16 protein-coding genes are annotated in these 15394 nt (G+C 70.6%); 5 read left to right on the top strand and 11 right to left on the bottom strand.

All coding sequences use genetic code 11. The features are described 5' to 3' along the window. Positions 1-149: 149 nt before the first annotated feature. From F8271_RS23625 to F8271_RS23605, 5 genes are all read right to left on the bottom strand, one after another. Positions 150-929: a transposase family protein gene (locus tag F8271_RS23625; protein ID WP_151492019.1), complete on the bottom strand. Its 780-nt coding sequence runs from the start codon at positions 927-929 to the stop codon at positions 150-152. Positions 930-1216: 287 nt separating this feature from the next. Next, positions 1217-3781, bottom strand: coding sequence for a trehalose-phosphatase (otsB, locus tag F8271_RS23620; RefSeq protein ID WP_151492018.1), 2565 nt, complete (start codon positions 3779-3781; stop codon positions 1217-1219). A 41-nt stretch (positions 3782-3822) separates the two neighbouring features. Then, complete coding sequence (locus F8271_RS23615; RefSeq protein ID WP_151492017.1) at positions 3823-5223, bottom strand: trehalose-6-phosphate synthase; 1401 nt, start codon at positions 5221-5223, stop codon at positions 3823-3825. A gap of 142 nt (positions 5224-5365) precedes the next feature. Then, positions 5366-5737, bottom strand: a complete 372-nt coding sequence (locus F8271_RS23610) for a hypothetical protein (RefSeq protein WP_151492016.1) — start codon at positions 5735-5737, stop codon at positions 5366-5368. 10 nt (positions 5738-5747) lie between these two features. Then, positions 5748-6032 (bottom strand): hypothetical protein, encoded by a 285-nt coding sequence (locus F8271_RS23605; protein WP_151492015.1) that lies wholly within the window; start codon positions 6030-6032, stop codon positions 5748-5750. Positions 6033-6244: 212 nt separating this feature from the next. Here F8271_RS23605 and ettA point away from each other — a divergent pair, with 212 nt between their 5' ends. The 4 genes from ettA to F8271_RS23585 all read left to right on the top strand — a co-directional run bounded on the left by ettA (position 6245) and on the right by F8271_RS23585 (position 9830). Beyond that, on the top strand, positions 6245-7921 hold the full coding sequence (gene ettA, locus F8271_RS23600; RefSeq protein ID WP_151492014.1) for an energy-dependent translational throttle protein EttA: 1677 nt from the start codon (positions 6245-6247) through the stop codon (positions 7919-7921). A gap of 12 nt (positions 7922-7933) precedes the next feature. Further along, the gene (locus tag F8271_RS23595) at positions 7934-8380 is read left to right on the top strand and encodes a thioesterase family protein (protein ID WP_151492013.1); all 447 of its coding nucleotides are present in this window, start codon (positions 7934-7936) and stop codon (positions 8378-8380) included. Beyond that, the gene (locus F8271_RS23590) at positions 8377-9114 is read left to right on the top strand and encodes a hypothetical protein (RefSeq protein WP_370461951.1); all 738 of its coding nucleotides are present in this window, start codon (positions 8377-8379) and stop codon (positions 9112-9114) included. The genes F8271_RS23595 and F8271_RS23590 overlap by 4 nt, the downstream gene beginning before the upstream one ends. A gap of 131 nt (positions 9115-9245) precedes the next feature. Then, the gene (locus F8271_RS23585) at positions 9246-9830 is read left to right on the top strand and encodes a YbjN domain-containing protein (protein WP_151492011.1); all 585 of its coding nucleotides are present in this window, start codon (positions 9246-9248) and stop codon (positions 9828-9830) included. A gap of 21 nt (positions 9831-9851) precedes the next feature. On the opposite strand, the gene F8271_RS23580 is transcribed toward F8271_RS23585, so the two are convergent. The 3 genes from F8271_RS23580 to F8271_RS23570 form a co-directional block, all read right to left on the bottom strand. Continuing rightward, on the bottom strand, positions 9852-10277 hold the full coding sequence (locus tag F8271_RS23580) for a globin (RefSeq protein ID WP_151492010.1): 426 nt from the start codon (positions 10275-10277) through the stop codon (positions 9852-9854). Positions 10278-10364: 87 nt separating this feature from the next. Beyond that, entirely contained in the window at positions 10365-11756 is a 1392-nt protein-coding gene (locus F8271_RS23575; RefSeq protein WP_151492009.1) for an MFS transporter, read from the bottom strand. 232 nt (positions 11757-11988) lie between these two features. Next, complete coding sequence (locus F8271_RS23570) at positions 11989-13047, bottom strand: mechanosensitive ion channel family protein (protein ID WP_370461952.1); 1059 nt, start codon at positions 13045-13047, stop codon at positions 11989-11991. 266 nt (positions 13048-13313) lie between these two features. On the opposite strand from F8271_RS23570, the gene F8271_RS23565 reads away from it, so the two are divergent. Continuing rightward, positions 13314-13850, top strand: coding sequence for an HNH endonuclease (locus F8271_RS23565; RefSeq protein ID WP_074313833.1), 537 nt, complete (start codon positions 13314-13316; stop codon positions 13848-13850). 11 nt (positions 13851-13861) lie between these two features. Here F8271_RS23565 and F8271_RS23560 read toward each other — a convergent pair whose 3' ends face one another. From F8271_RS23560 to F8271_RS23550, 3 genes are read right to left on the bottom strand one after another with little or no spacing between them, the layout of a single operon-like run. After that, the gene (locus F8271_RS23560) at positions 13862-14119 is read right to left on the bottom strand and encodes a Txe/YoeB family addiction module toxin (protein ID WP_151492007.1); all 258 of its coding nucleotides are present in this window, start codon (positions 14117-14119) and stop codon (positions 13862-13864) included. After that, entirely contained in the window at positions 14116-14391 is a 276-nt protein-coding gene (locus F8271_RS23555; RefSeq protein WP_151492006.1) for a type II toxin-antitoxin system Phd/YefM family antitoxin, read from the bottom strand. The genes F8271_RS23560 and F8271_RS23555 overlap by 4 nt, the downstream gene beginning before the upstream one ends. A 49-nt stretch (positions 14392-14440) precedes the next feature. Next, positions 14441-15214 (bottom strand): class F sortase, encoded by a 774-nt coding sequence (locus F8271_RS23550; protein WP_192580425.1) that lies wholly within the window; start codon positions 15212-15214, stop codon positions 14441-14443. Positions 15215-15394 lie beyond the last annotated feature (180 nt).

Below are 15394 nucleotides of genomic sequence, written 5' to 3'. Positions count from 1 at the left end.
GCCGCCGCTGGACCATGCGCTGGAAAGCACCCCTGAACGCCTTCCAGATCGCCTTCGAGGGCCGGCTCACCCCGGCCAACGACTGACCACCTCAACAACCAAGATCAGCCGTTAACTTGACACTCCCTTGCCCCGCGCCGGGTTGGTGCTCACCCGGCGAGGATGATGTTGTGGAGGTTGGCGATGCCGGAAGCGGCGTCGGCCAATGTGTGGGCGGCGCGGCGGTAGTCGCGCAGGATCTTGAAGCATTTCATCCTGGCCAGGGCGAGTTCGACCCCGGCGCGGACGGTGCGGTGCTCGACGTTGAGGGCTTGCTTCCAGGCGGGCAGTTCGCTGCCGTCAGACGGTTTGCGGTACGGCATGATCACCTCGGGGTTGCCGCGGTAGCCGCCGTCGGCCATCACCGGCCGCCCGTCCAGCGTCTCGGCGATGCCGGAGGTGCGGTAGACGATGGTGTCGTTGCGGTTGCCGGGCTGCGGGTCACCGACGGCGGTGACCAGGCGGGTGCTGGCGTCGATAGCGACCTGCAGGTTCGTCGAGTACCGGTAGTTCTTGCTCCGGGCGGCCAGGCGATGATCGCGGGTCGGGACCAGAGTCCCGTCAACGATCGCGATCTGCTCGACCGGCCGTTTGCGCACCGGCGCCAAGGCCAGCAGCGGCGCGAGGGTGTCGATGACCCGATGCGCCGCGGAGTGCGACACCCCGAACAACGGGCCGATCTGCCGCATCGTCAAGTTCGTACGCCAGTACGCGGCCACCAGCAACACCCGATCCGGCAGGTCGAGGGCCCACTGCCGGCCCGGCCGGCCGTCGGCGATGCCGTCACCGCCGCGCTCGGCGACCAGCCGGACCAGCTTGCGGAACTGGGCGGGCTGCAACCCGGTGAACGGGAAGATCCACTCCGGGCGGGCTGCGGTGATCACCTGCACACCGGGCATCCTGCCCGATCGTCCTCAACGGACAAACGCCAGGGTTACGAGACGTCCCTTAGTGACACGCCATGTCACCGGTCCAACCGGCGTTTGCCCAGCCCACAACCCAGATTCGCGGACTATATCGACGCGAAGCTGTGGAACGCAGGTTGGGAAACCACCGTGAAGAGTCCGGCCCGTTCGGGCCGGTACGGGACCGTTCCGGACACGCCGCGGAGGACGCCGAACAGAGCAGACGGGGCCGGAGCGTGTGCGCTCCGGCCCCGCCGTCGTACGTGCTGTCGTTACTGCTTGAGCATGTTGTCCAGCAGCAGGGCGCAGCGGATCAGCCCGAGGTGGCTGTACGCCTGCGGGTGGTTGCCCAACCCGCGCTCGGCGAGCGGGTCGTACTGCTCGGGGAGCAGCCCGGTCGGGCCGGCCGTGAGCACCATCTGCGCGAACAGCTCCTCGGCGTCGGTGCGGCGGCCGGTGCGCAGGTACGCCTCGATCAGCCACGCCGTGCAGATGTGGAAGCCGCCCTCGCGGCCGGGCAGGCCGTCGTCCCAGTGGTAGCGGTAGACGACCGGGCCGCTGCGCAGGTCCGCCTCGATCCTCAGAACGGTGGACAGGAAGCGCGGGTCGTCGCCGGCGAGCAGCCCGGAGAGGCCGATCCAGAGCGACGACGCGTCCATGTCCTCATCGCCGTACGCGACGCTGTACGCCTCGACCGCCTCGTGCCAGCCGTGCTCCAGCACGTTGGCGCCGATCCGGTCGCGCAGATCCTTCCACTCCGAGCGGTCCTCGCCGCCGTGCTGGCGCATCACGTGCAGCGCCCGGTCGACGGTCATCCAGCACATCACCTTGGAGAACACGTGGTGCCGTGGTGGCAGCCGGGCCTCCCAGATGCCGTGGTCGGGCTCGTGCCAGCGGCGGCGGACCGCCTCGACCATGTTCTCCAGCACCCGCCACTCGTCGTCGCGGACCGAGCCGCGGGCGTCGGCGACGGCCGCGATCAGGTCGGCGATCGGGCCGAAGACGTCCAGCTGAAGCTGGTGGTTCGCCAGGTTGCCGACCCGTACCGGCCGGGAGCCGGCGTACCCGGGCAGCGTGTCGATGACCGCCTCGGCGCCCAGCTCGTAGCCGTCGATGGTGTACAGCGGATGCAGCCGCTCCGGGTGGCCGCCGGTGCGCTCGATGCAGCCGTCCACCCAGCGCAGGAACGCCTCGGCCTCCTCGATGGAGCCGAGGTCGACCAGCGCGCGGGCGGTCAGCGCGGCGTCGCGCAGCCAGCAGTAGCGGTAGTCCCAGTTGCGGACGCCGCCCAGCTCCTCGGGGAGCGAGGTGGTGGCCGCCGCCAGGATCGAACCGGTGGCCTCGTGGCAGAGACCGCGCAGGGTGAGCGCGCTGCGGGCGACCAGCTCGCGGGAGGTGGAGGGCAGCCGCAGCGAGGCCACCCAGTCCTTCCACGGCTGCTCGGCCGCCGCCTGCCGCTCGTGGATCGGCACCCGGTGGTGCTCCAGGCTGTGCGTGCCGAAGCGCAGCTCCAGCACGACCTGCCCACCGGCGGCGGAGAGGTCGACGATGGCCTTGGCCGTCTCGTACCCGCCGTCGTTGTCGACCTGCCACTGCACGCCGGGGGAGTAGAGGGCCACCGGCTCGTTGGAGCCGAGCACCAGCAGGCCGTCGCCGAGCGGCTGCAGCTGCACGGCGACCTGGCCGAACTCGGGGCGGGGCGCGAACTCCACCCGGACCCGCCCGCTGCCGGTGAGCACCCGGACCAGTGTCGAGTCGCCGGTGATGACCGCCGGGCTGTCGTCCGGAGTGGTCTCGTGGGCCGGCTTGTCCAGCCAGTCGGTGACGGTGAGCCCGGACCACCGGGTCTCCACGGTCATCGTGCCCGAGCGGTAGCGCTGACCCAGCGGGATGCCACCGCGTTCCGGGGTGACGCTGAAGTGACCGGCCGGGCTCCCACCGACCAGGTCGGCGAAGATCGCCGCGGAGTCGGCCTTGGGGTGGCAGAGCCAGCTGACCTTGGCCTCGGGGGTGAGCAGAGCGACGGTACGGCCGTTGGCCAGCATGGAGTGCCGCTCGATGGGCACCGCCCGCTCGCCGAACAGCCAGTGTCGGCGGGTCTCCAGCAGCAGCCCGAGTGCGCGGGCCGCCTCGATCGGCTCGGCCACCCGGTAGCTGGCCTGGGTGTCGCCGGGGCCGATCTTGATGCCGAGGTCCGGGCCGTGCAGGTTGCCGAACGCGTTCTCGTCGGTGACGTCGTCACCGATGAAGAGCACCGCGCTGGCCGAGAGTTGGGTGCGCAGCTGGTCGACGGCGGTGCCCTTGTGGGTGGCCACCACGGAGAGTTCGATGACCTCTTTGCCCTGGGTGACCGTGACACCGTCGAAGGCGGCCGGGCCGTTGCGCACCGCCTCGATGGCGGCGGCGGCGACCTGCGGGTCGACGCCCCGGGTGTGCACGGCGACACTGGCCGGCTTACGTTCCAGCCGGATGCCGGGGTGTTCGGCGGCGATCTCGCGCAGCGCGTTGCGCACCTGGGTGCGCACCGCCACCAGTTCGGGGGAGAGCCGCTCGACGAAGCCGATGTCGAACTCGGAGCCGTGGCTGCCGACGAGGTGCACCTCGCTGGGCAGCCGGGAGAGCGCGGCCAGGTCGCGCAGCGCCCGGCCGGAGACGACCGCCACGCTGGTCTGCGGCAGCGCGGCGAGGGCGCGGATCGCGGCCACCGACTCGGGCAGTGGTACGGCTGTGCTCGGATCTTCCACGATCGGCGCCAGCGTGCCGTCGTAGTCGCAGGCGATCAGGAGCTGGGGGACCCGGGCGATCCGGCCGATGGCGGATCGCAGCTCGGGGTCCATCACCCCGGTGGCGGTCGCCGCTCCGTCGTTGACGGACGTGTTCACGCGGCCTCCGCCTCGGAGACTCCCAGTTCGGAGAGGAACGACTTGGCCCAGTGGCCCACGTCGTGGGTACGCAGGTGACGTTGCATTGTCCGCATCCGGCGGCGTGCCTCGGTTTTCTCCACGTGCACGGCCCGGAGCAGGGCGTCCTTGACCGCGTCCGGGTCGTGCGGGTTACACAGGAAAGCTTGACGCAGCTCGGTGGCGGCGCCAGCGAATTCACTGAGCACGAGCGCACCGCCCTGGTCGGCACGTGATGCTACGTACTCCTTGGCTACCAGGTTCATTCCGTCTCGCAGCGGGGTCACCATCATCACGTCGGCAGCAACGTACATCGCGGCCAGTTCACTGCGACTGTACGACTGATGCAGATAATGCACCGCCGGCACGCCGACCCTGCCGAATTCGCCATTGATCCGACCAACCTCGCGCTCCACCTTGACCCGTAGTGCCTGGTAGTGCTCGACGCGCTCGCGGCTCGGCGTGGCGACCTGCACCATAACCGCGTCCGGGACTGTCAACTTTCCGTCAGCGAGCAGTTCGCGGAAGGCCTTGAGCCGCAACTCGATGCCCTTGGTGTAATCCAGCCGGTCCACACCCAGGATGATCGTCTTCGGGTCGCCCAGCTCGGCGCGGATCTGCTTGGCGCGGGCCTGGACCGCCGAATCGGCAGCCATCCGCTCCATCTCCTGCGTGTCGATCGAGATGGGGAAGGCGCCCGCCTTCACCTGCCGCCCGTCGACCTGGATCATCTGCCCCTCGTAGCGCAGCCCGAGCAGGTGCCGGGCCAGCCGGACGAAGTTCTGCGCGGCCAGCCGCTGCTGGAAGCCGACCAGGTCGGCGCCGAGCAGGCCGCGCAGGATCTCGGTGCGGAACGGCATCTGCATGAACAGCTCGATCGGCGGGAACGGGATGTGCAGGAAGAAGCCGATGCGTAGGTCGGGTCGGAGCTCCCGCAGCATCGCCGGGACCAGCTGGAGCTGGTAGTCCTGCACCCAGACCGTCGCGCCTTCGGCCGCCACGTCCGCCGCGGCCTCCGCGAACCGCGCGTTGACCAGGCGGTACGCCTCCCGCCAGCGCCGCTTGTAGGCCGGCGTCTCCACGGCGTCGTGGTACAGCGGCCAGATCGTCGCGTTGGACTGGCCCTCGTAGTAGCGCTCCAGCTCTTCGGCGCTCAACGGGACCGGGTGCAGGCGGATCCCCTCCAGGTCGAACGGCTCGGGCGCGGCACCGGTGCCGCCAGCCCAGCCGACCCAGGTGCCCTGATGTTCGGCGAGCACGGGATGCAGCGCGGTGACCAGCCCTCCGGGGCTGCGTCGCCACTGTCGTCCCTCGGGTGTGCTCACCTCGTCGACCGGCAGACGGTTCGCCACTACGACAAAGGAGCTACGGACGGTCACGATCGGCCACCTCCGGGTACTGACGGGTCCACCGCGATGAGCGTACTGAGCGTAGCTGCGGCGTCTTGTGCCTCGTGCCGGAGTCTCCTACCCGCCCCGCACGTGCCGAAATCCGTCGGTGATCTTGTCGACAGCGCGTGGGTCAGAGGTCGATGATCGGCCATTCCTTCGGCAGTACCTCACCGAGCAGCTCCCGCCGGTCCGTCATGATCGGCACGACCGCTCGGGCTGCTGCTTCGATCGCAACCTGGGCGAGATCGATGCTGCCCAGTAGGCGGGACCAGCCGCCCAGGATGGGGCACATGTTGTGATCTACCGGCGTGACGAGTACAGCTTCGAGATCGGCGATGCTGTCCAGCAGTGGCCAGCCGTCGTTGGACACCCGGCGATACGCCGCTGTGAGGCACATGGCCGGAATGATCACCGACTCCCGGCGGTAGGCGACTTTGGCGATCTGGATGCCAACGGCCGGCACTCCTTCGGAGTAGGCCAGCAATGCGGTCGTGTCGAGCACGAGTCCTGCGTCAGTCACAGACCTGCATCCGTCCTCGGGACGCCTCGTTGAGCAGCGCTGCGGCCTTGGCGCGCAACTCGGGAGTTATCGCCTGGCGTGCCTGATCCAACGTGCGCCCGGCCTCCTCAAGGCCCTCGTCAGTGATCTTGAAGCCGAGCTGCTCCAGGGTCCGTCGTGTTCGTTCACCGACCATGCGTTGGCGGATGCTCTCCGTCACGAATGCGGACACGTTGGGCTCGGTGGCCAGCCGCTCCGCCACGTCATCCGGCACGCTGATAGCGATTTTCTTGGTCATACCAAGGACGCTAGTGGGTGATACCACGGCCGGCAACGCGGCGCGCCCGCGTACTCCTGGGGCGGGGTGATGTGGGCGAAGCGCGCCGTACCTGTCAGGATTGACGATGGCGTGCGCGCGGCCGGCTCCCGGCCGGCGGCAGCGGGCGGTCCTCGCAGCCCGCGCCCGCGCCCCGATCAGGCGACAGCAATCCGACGGAGGTAGCCCGCACCGTGGCCCAGTACATCTACGTCCTGGAAAAGGCGCGCAAGGCGCACGGCGACAAGGTCGTGCTCGACAACGTGACGCTGAGCTTCCTGCCGGGGGCCAAGATCGGTGTGGTCGGTCCGAACGGCGCCGGTAAGTCCAGCCTCCTCAAGATCATGGCAGGGCTGGACAAGCCGAGCAACGGCGAGGCCCGGCTGATGCCCGGCTACACCGTCGGCATGCTCGCCCAGGAGCCCCCGCTCAACGACGCCAAGACGGTGCTCGGCAACGTCGAGGAGGCGGTCGCCGAGACCAAGGCCAAGCTGGAGCGGTTCAACAAGATCGCCGAGCAGATGGCGACCGACTACTCCGACGAGCTGATGGAGGAGATGGGCAAGCTCCAGGAGGAGCTGGACCACGCCGACGCGTGGGACATCGACTCCAAGCTCGAGCTGGCCATGGACGCGCTGCGCTGCCCGCCGCCGGACGCCGACGTGACCCAGCTCTCCGGTGGTGAGCGCCGCCGCGTCGCGCTCTGCAAGCTGCTGCTGGAGGCGCCCGACCTGCTGCTGCTCGACGAGCCCACCAACCACCTGGACGCGGAGAGCGTCTCCTGGCTGGAGCAGCACCTGGCCAAGTACGCCGGCACCGTCATGGCGATCACCCACGACCGGTACTTCCTGGACAAGGTCGCCGGCTGGATCCTGGAGCTGGACCGCGGCCGGGCCATCGGCTACGAGGGCAACTACTCCACCTACCTGGAGAAGAAGGCCGCCCGGCTGGCCGTCGAGGGCCGCCGCGACGCGAAGATGAAGAAGCGCCTCACCGAGGAGCTGGAGTGGGTCCGCTCCAACGCCAAGGCCCGGCAGACCAAGTCCAAGGCCCGTCTGGACCGGTACGACGAGATGGCCACCGAGGCGGAGAAGACCCGCAAGCTGGACTTCGAGGAGATCCAGATCCCGCCGGGCCCGCGCCTGGGCAGCACCGTCATCGAGGCGAACGGTCTCAGCAAGGGCTTCGGTGACCGGTTGCTGATCGACAACCTGTCGTTCTCGCTGCCGCGTAACGGCATCGTCGGCATCATCGGCCCCAACGGCGTCGGCAAGACCACGCTGTTCAAGACCATCGTCGGGCTGGAGGAGCCGACCGGCGGCGAGGTCCGGGTCGGCCCGACGGTCTCGCTGTCGTACGTCGACCAGAACCGGCAGGGCCTCGACGGTGACAAGACCGTCTGGGAGGTCGTCTCCGACGGGCTGGACTACCTGATGGTGGGCAAGGTCGAGATGCCGTCGCGGGCGTACATCGCCGCGTTCGGCTTCAAGGGCCCGGACCAGCAGAAGCCGACCAAGGTGCTCTCCGGCGGCGAGCGCAACCGGCTCAACCTGGCGCTGACCCTGAAGATCGGCGGCAACGTCATCCTGCTCGACGAGCCGACGAACGACCTGGACGTGGAGACCCTCTCCAGCCTGGAGAACGCGCTGCTGGAGTTCCCCGGCTGCGCCGTGGTCATCTCCCACGACCGGATGTTCCTGGACCGGGTCGCCACGCACATCCTGGCCTGGGAGGGCGACGACCAGGACCCGGCCAGGTGGTTCTGGTTCGAGGGCAACTTCGAGGCGTACGAGAAGAACAAGATCGACCGCCTCGGCGCGGAGGCCGCCCGGCCGCACCGGGTGACCTACCGCAAGCTGACCCGCGACTGACCGGCCGACACGGTGTCTGACCGGTTCGTCTACCACTGCACACTGCGCTGGTCCGACCTGGACGCGTACGGCCACATCAACAACTCGCGCTTCCTCACCCTGTACGAGGAGGCGCGGGTGGCGTTGATGTTCGCCGGTGGCCGCGCCTGGGGGGTCGGCTCGTTCGCCGACGGGGTGGTGATCCGCCGGCACGAGGTCGACTATCTCCGGCCGGTGGACTACGCGCTGGGTCGGGCCACCGCCCAGGCCGCGCCCACGGTCCGGATCGAGCTGTGGGTGGAGGAGATCAGGGCCTCCCGGTTCACCGTCGCCTACGAGCTGTACGACGGTGACGTGCTCGCCAGTCGGGCCCGTTCGGTGCTGGTCCCGTTCGACCTGACCCGTCAGGTGCCCCGGCGGATCACCGCCGAGGAGCGGGAGTTCCTGCTGACCTACGCCCCGCAGGGCGGCGTGGCGTGACCCGGCCCGGTGCGACCGGAGCGGGTGGGGTGACAGCGTCGACGCACGACCTCGCCGGGTCGGCCGACGCGGGGGCGTTCCTGGCCCGCCTGGTCCGGCTGGAGCCGGGTGCGCCGGTCCGGCTGCGGCCGGCCGGCGCGCCCGGCCGCGTCGCTCTCTGGGCGCGGCTGCCGTGGCAGGTGCTGGTGGTGCGCACGGTGGCCGGTGGGCCGGTCGACGGCACCCCCGACGACGTCACGGTGGCCGCCGCGGAGCTGCTCGCCGAGCTGGAGCGTGGCGGCACGACGTTACCGACCCGTCGGGACGCGCAGTGGCGGTGGCCGCTGCCGCCGGCGCGCAGCCGACCGGTGGAGGTGCTGCCCGCCGCCGAGCTACGTCGGATCGCGGACGCCGCCGCCGGCACCCTCCGCACCGCGAGCCAGGAGGGTGTGGCCGGCCGGGCGGTCGGTCAGCGTGCCCTGCGGGACGCGCTGCTCGATCACGTGGCGGTGGTGGTCACGCCCGACGGATCGCCGGCAGCGCCGGTGGAGGTGCCGCAGCGGCTGGTGCAGGGGCTGGTTCGGATGGGTTTCCTCGGTGCCGCCGCCGGCCCGGTCGCCGGCGCGGACGAGCCGACCGTGCAGGTACGGGTGGCCGGCCGATGGGTTGGCCTGGTGGGACCATACGGAGCGGCCTGGTTGCAGAAGGCCACCGACCTCGCCTTAACACCCCTCGGGACTCATCCGAACGGATGACCCATGGTCATTCTTCTGGGCTGGGGCGGTCGTTGGGGGGATGCTTCAACCCGGCTGTCCGGGTACCGTCCATCCTCGGATCCAACGCACCGTAGGCGACTGGATCCGCTGGGGAGTGAGGTGCGCGAGCGATGCCGTGGTGGTCATGGCGCCCCGGTCCCGCCGACGGCGGCGATCCGGAAACCCGAAGCGGGATCACAGTGGAGAGCGCGGTCCGGGTCGGACCGCCCAGCCCCCGCCAGCCGGGGGACGACTGCCCGTCCAACGATCGACCCGTCCTGACGGAGATGCCCGCAACCGTCGAGCCGGTCAGTCTGCGCAGAGTCTGTGACGCGCTCGACCTGCTCGACGTGCGTTACCTGGCCGACGGCGACGGCAACCTGCTGGCCATGTGGGAGCGGCACGCCGTGCTGGTCGCCCTCGAAGGGCCGGAGGACGAGATTCTGGTGATGCGGGCACGCCCGCACGCCACCGTCCCGCCGGACTGGGCCGACCGGGCCTACCGGGTGGTCAACGAGTGGAACCACACCCGCCGGTTCTGCAAGGCGTACATCGGCGATCCGACGGAGCGCGGGCAGCTGCCGATCTACGCCGAGCTGCAGGTGCCGCTCGGCGCCGGCACGCACGACGCGCTGCTGGTCGAGATGCTCGACTGCGGCGCGGCGGTGGCCACCAGCTTCGTGGACTGGCTGCACGACGAGGGCGCGCTGCTCTGAGGCCGCCCCGGGTCGGGCGGGTCAGACGCCGTGGGCCGGATCTTCCTCGACGTTGACCATGAAGTACGCGGCACGCTCCAGGTAGTCCCAGAGCGTGCCGGCGATCTCCGGCTCGAGGTCGAGGCGGTCCACGGCGCGGCGCATGTTGCGCAGCCAGGCGTCCCGCTCGGCCGCGCCGATCCGGAAGGGCGCGTGCCGCATCCGCAGCCGTGGGTGCCCGCGCTGGGCGGAGTACGTGTTCGGCCCACCCCAGTACTGCATCAGGAACAGGGTCATCCGGTCCGCGGCCGGGCCCAGGTCCTCCTCCGGGTACATGGGCCGCAGCAGGGGATCGGTGGCGACGCCGGCGTAGAACTCGTCGACCAGCTTGCGGAAGGTGGGCTCGCCGCCGACCGCCTCGAAGAGGGTCGACGCGCCGGGACGGTCGGATTCACCTGCGGGGTTCACCGTTCCATCCTGCCAGGTGCGTCCCGAGCCGGCCCGACCCGTACACCGTGGGTCGGGTCACGCCCGAGCCGCGGACGGGACGTCGGGTCAGGTCACCGCGTGCCGGCGGTGGCCCTTGCCGGCCTGGGGTTCGTCCACCGGCTTGCCGCCGGTAAGTCGGCCACCCGGGGTGGCCGTCTGCGCCGCGCTGGCCGCCTGCGCGGCGTTGGCCGTGACGGCCGCCGCGATGGCGTTGTCCACCGTCTGCTGGTCCGGCCAGCGCAGCGCGGCCACCAGCATCAGCAGCACCCCGGCCGCGCTCCACACCCCCACCACCACCGGGATCGAGAACCGGTCGGCGAGCAGCCCGGTGGCCAGCACCGCCACCCCCTGGATGACCTGGACCCCGGTGGCCATCACACCGAACGCGCGGGCCCGGAACTCGGCGCGCAGGGCCTGGACGAACAGGCCGTTGGCCATCGGCAGCATGCCGGCGACCGCGAACCCGCAGAGCGCGGCGAGTAGCGCCACCACCGGTGGGGCGGGGTTGAACAGTGCCGGCACCAGCGCCAGCGGCGCGAGCACGGCCAGGGGCCGCATCAGGGCCAGTCGGCGGGACGGAGCGAACAGTCGGCTCACGAGCAGCCCGCCGAGGATGAATCCCAGCGGATTCGCCACCATGATCAACGCTTGCGCCAGGCCCGCGTCCATCCTGCCGCCGTCCCGGTTGGCCCAGCCCGCGGCCAGCCCCTCCGGGACGATCGAGAAGAGCATCGCGCTGAACACCAGCACCGCGATGGCCCGCAGCACCGGCGTCCGGAACACGATCTGGAAACCCTGGGTGGTCTCCCGGAGCAGGTGGCTGCGGTGGGCGCTGGTCATCACCGGGAGCCGATCCTGGACGCCGAAACGCACCAGTAGCGCCGAGACGGCGAACGTCGCCGCGTTGATCAGCAGCGCGGCGGCCGGGTTGATCGCGGCGACGGCGGTGCCGAGCAGGTAGCCGACGACCTGCGCGGCCTGCCCGACGCTGCTGTTCAACGACAGGCCGACCACCAGCCGGTCGCCGGCGAGGATCTGCGGCAGCAGGGCGGACTTCGCCGCCTGGCTCGGCGGGTTGGCCAGCGTGGCCGCGAAGATGAGCACCAGCACCGCCTGGACCGGCAGGTTCGGGATGGCGATGAGCAGCATCAGCGCCATCCGGATCACGTCACACGTGACCATCACCCGCCGGTACGGGTATCGCTCCGCCAGCGCGGCGAGCAGTGGGCCACCGAGCAGCCAGGGCAGGAAGCTGACGGCGAACGCGGCGGCGGAGAGCGCGACGGACCTGGTCTGCTGGTAGACGAGGAGGGTGACGGCGGCCTTCGCCAGGTAGTCACCGACCCACGAGAGGGCCCCGGCCGTGAAGACAGCACGGAACTCGCGCTGGGCGAACACTTCGCGAAAAGTGGCCGGGCCTTCCGCGGAAGGTCGCTCGTCGGGCACCGTCGCCTCCATCGGCTCCCGGGGCACCGCTCGTGGCAGCCCGGCCGGGAACACTCGTCAGATCTACGGATCAGCGAGGATGTGACCACGCTCCGGCGGGAACGCGTGCACCGGATTCTGCCCGATAGTCTGACAACTAGCTAGGGCGAACGGCTCGTTCGTCGCATCCCCGACTGAACGAACGGACGATACCTGAGGGGCCGGCCGGCCCGCGACCCCTGGATCGCCGGACAGGTTGCCCGGGTCAGGTGGCACCACCCTGACCGGTCTCCCCCTCGCGCAACGGGCGGCTCGACGCGCCCGGATAGATGCGGGCCGCGGCGATCTGGGCGGTGATCCCCGAGTTCTCCAGCGCCTCCGCGAGCCGTCGACGCAGCTCACGGCCCACCGCGAACTGCCCGTCGGCGGTCGTCTTCACCACCGTCCGGATCACCGCGCCGTCCACCGTCATCTGCTCGACGCCCAACACCTCCGGCGCCTCCACGATCTCCGGCGACAACTCCGGGTCCATCGCGATCGAGGCGGCCGCGGTCCGCAGGACGGCGGTCGCCTCCTCGGTGCTGCTGAACCCGATCGGCAGGTCGACCACCACCAGGGCCCAACCCTGGCTCTTGTTGCCCACCCGGATGATCTCGCCGTTGCGGATGTACCAGAGCACCCCGCGACCGTCACGCACGGTGGTGACCCGCAGGCCGACCGACTCCACCACGCCCGTCGCCTCACCCAGGTCGACGTTGTCGCCCACCCCGTACTGGTCCTCGATGAGCATGAACAGGCCGGCGATCAGGTCCTTGACCAGACTCTGCGCACCGAAGCCCAGCGCGACGCCGGCGATACCGGCGCTGGCCAGCAGCGGCGCCAGATCGAAGCTGAACTCCCGCAGGATCATCAGCAGCGCGATTCCGAAGACGAACGCGGTGGTCAGGCTGCGCAGTACCGAACCGATCGCCTCGGCGCGCTGCCGTCGTCGTTCCGGCACGAACTCGGCCGGGTCGACCGCGGCGGTGGGCACCCGCTCGCGCAACGGCCGGAGCATCGTCGGCACCGCGCCGTCGGTGGTGGTCCGGACCAGCCGGTTGATCGTGCGGTGCAGCGCCCAGCGGGCCACCATCGCCAACGCCACGATCAGCAGCACCCGCAGCGGTTTGAGCAGGATCCAGTAGCTGCCCTCGGCGAACCAGGACGACCTGGTGATGTTGTAGATCCATTCGCAGGAGGTACTGCCCTGACAGTTCACCGACCCGGCGGTGGACAGGGCGAGGGGCGTCACGCTGGCGGCACTCACCCTGTCTTCGTACCGCAACGGGCCCGAGCGCCCGCCGCCGACCCACCGGCCGGGTGACCTGCTGCCGAGGGCGGGGCCGGAACGGGGCGAACCGGCCATCGTGACAGGTGCGGGAAAGAGCTTCCTGTCCGGCCCCGGATTAGTGCGTGCAATCCGGGGTCCGATCAGGGACTATTGGCGCAACGGACGTCGGTGATCGGCCCGGCGTCGACCGTGTGGGTCGTCATGCCCGGCCCCGGTCGACGGCGGTACGCAGCAGCCGCTGAACCGGGAGGGTGAGCGCGATGCCTGACATACGACCCACGGTGGGCTCCGGCGCGTTGGTCCTCAACGCCACCTACGAGCCGCTGTGTGTCGTGTCGGTGCGCCGAGCCGCGATCCTCGTCCTGTCCGCGAAGGCGGTCTGTGTCGCCGACGGCGACGGCATCCTGCACAGTGCCCGGGACGCGCTCCCGGTGCCGTCGGTGGTGCGGCTGACCCGCTTCGTGCGCGTGCCGTACCGCACGCACGTCGGGCTGTCCCGGCGGGCGATCTTCGCTCGGGACGGCTGGCGGTGCGCCTACTGCCGGGGCCCGGCCGAGACCATCGACCACGTGTTCCCCCGCAGCCGGGGTGGCCGGCACGCCTGGGAGAACGTGGTCGCCGCGTGCGCCCGCTGCAACCACACCAAGGGCGACAAGACGCCGGCCGAGCTGGGCTGGCGGCTGCACGCGCTGCCGGCCGCGCCGAAGGGCACGGCCTGGCGGGTCCTCGGGCACCGCGCGCCCGATCCCCGCTGGGCCGACTGGCTCGACCTGCGGGAGCCCGAAGCCGCCGCCTGACGCTCCGGCCGCTATCGGTCGCCGTAGTGGTACCGGCAGGCCACGATCTCGACGTCTTCCTTGGTGATCCGATACACGAGCCGGTGTTCGCGATCGATCCGGCGGGACCAGAAACCGGACAGCTCGCCCCGAAGATGCTCCGGCTTTCCGATGCCCTCGTACCCGTTGCGGATCACGTCGGCGATGAGATCGTTGATGCGCTTGACCAGCTTTCGGTCCGTGTGGCTGAGGTGCTGGCTCCACGCCGTGGCGGTGAAGACCAGCCTCATGCGACGTCTCGTACGGTGGCCGGGTCGATGAGATCCCGCTCGGCCGCGTCGCCCGCCTCCAGTTCCGCTATCGATCGACGCAGCGCGGCGGCGTTGCTCGGACTGCGCAGGAGGTATTCGGTCTCCTTCATCGACTCGTACTCCGCAAGCGGCACGATCACCACGGGCTCGTGGCCGGAACGGGTCACCACCACTTCCTCGGCGTCGTTGATGACGCTGTCGAGCTCGGCGGCCAGGTTCTGCCGTAGCTGGGTGAAGTTCACGGTCCGCATGACCACCTCCGAATAGGTACAGAAAACTGTACCTCGCGACCGGCGCGACTCAACGACCCGCACGGGCCTTCACCAGGGACGCGAAGACCACGACATTGTCCGAGTAGCCGGTCTCGCCGCCGACCCAGCGACCTCCGCAGGTGATCAGTCGCAGGCTCGGGCGGCTGAAGTCGCCGTACACCTCGTCGACCGGCAGCCGACCCTTGTCGAATCGTTCCACCGAGTCCACCTCGAAGACCGCCACGCTGTGGTCGGTGCGGGTCACCTCGATCTGGTCGCCGTTGCGCAACTCGCGGAGCTGGTGGAAGACCGCCGGACCGCTGGTGGTGTCGACGTGGCCGACGATCACCGCCGGGCCGTACTGGCCGGGTGTGGGGCCCTGGTCGTACCAGCCGGCCTCCTGGGCGCGGGTGGCGTCCGGCACGGCGATGGTGCCGTCCGCGGCGATGCCCACGTCATGCACCGGTGCCTGAAGGTCGATCTCACCGATGGCCAGGCTCGTCGGGCGGCTGGCCGGCAGCACCGGGAACTTCTTCGGCGGCGGCCGCAGGCCGGCGCTGAGCCGGTCGGGCAGGAGGCTGACCCCGGTCACCTGCTCGACGCCGAGCATCGCCACGATCAGCACCATCAGTGCGGCGATGGCCAGCACGGGCACTCCCGGCCCGGTGCCGAAGCGGCGGCGGGTCAGCGATCCGGCCGTCCCGCTCGACGGCAGCGGACGGGTGGCCGGATCGGTGGTGGCGACACCGGCCGACGCGGCCTGGCTGGCGACCACGCGCAACCGACCGGAGGCGCGGGCCACCAGCCGGCCGGAGGCGCGCAGTGCCGGCCCGGCGCGGAAGCGGGCGCGGCGATCCGGCCGCGCACGCGCGGATCTGCGGGTCATGGTTGGTCCGGCTCAGGAGCCGGCTCCGGTCCGGCGCCGTCCGCCCGCCATGCCGAGCGCGACCGCGGTCGCCACCAGGGCCACGCCGCCGAGCACCAGCAGCGAGCCGGTGCCCCG

Origin of the sequence: Micromonospora sp. ALFpr18c, assembly GCF_008868155.1 — a bacterium.
Taxonomy (GTDB): domain Bacteria; phylum Actinomycetota; class Actinomycetes; order Mycobacteriales; family Micromonosporaceae; genus Micromonospora.
Note: the sequence above shows the minus strand (reverse complement) of the source record. Positions and strands in the feature narration are given on the sequence as shown.

Bases quoted from the DNA above. Each gene is read 5' to 3' on its own strand.
- otsB (WP_151492018.1), bottom strand. From the start codon at position 3,781: ATGGACCCCGAGCTGCGATCCGCCATCGGCCGGATCGCCCGGGTCCCC.
- F8271_RS23605 (WP_151492015.1), bottom strand. From the start codon at position 6,032: ATGACCAAGAAAATCGCTATCAGCGTGCCGGATGACGTGGCGGAGCGG.
- F8271_RS23585 (WP_151492011.1), top strand. From the start codon at position 9,246: ATGCCGTGGTGGTCATGGCGCCCCGGTCCCGCCGACGGCGGCGATCCG.
- F8271_RS23575 (WP_151492009.1), bottom strand. From the start codon at position 11,756: ATGGAGGCGACGGTGCCCGACGAGCGACCTTCCGCGGAAGGCCCGGCC.
- F8271_RS23565 (WP_074313833.1), top strand. From the start codon at position 13,314: ATGCCTGACATACGACCCACGGTGGGCTCCGGCGCGTTGGTCCTCAAC.
- F8271_RS23560 (WP_151492007.1), bottom strand. From the start codon at position 14,119: ATGAGGCTGGTCTTCACCGCCACGGCGTGGAGCCAGCACCTCAGCCAC.
- F8271_RS23555 (WP_151492006.1), bottom strand. From the start codon at position 14,391: ATGCGGACCGTGAACTTCACCCAGCTACGGCAGAACCTGGCCGCCGAG.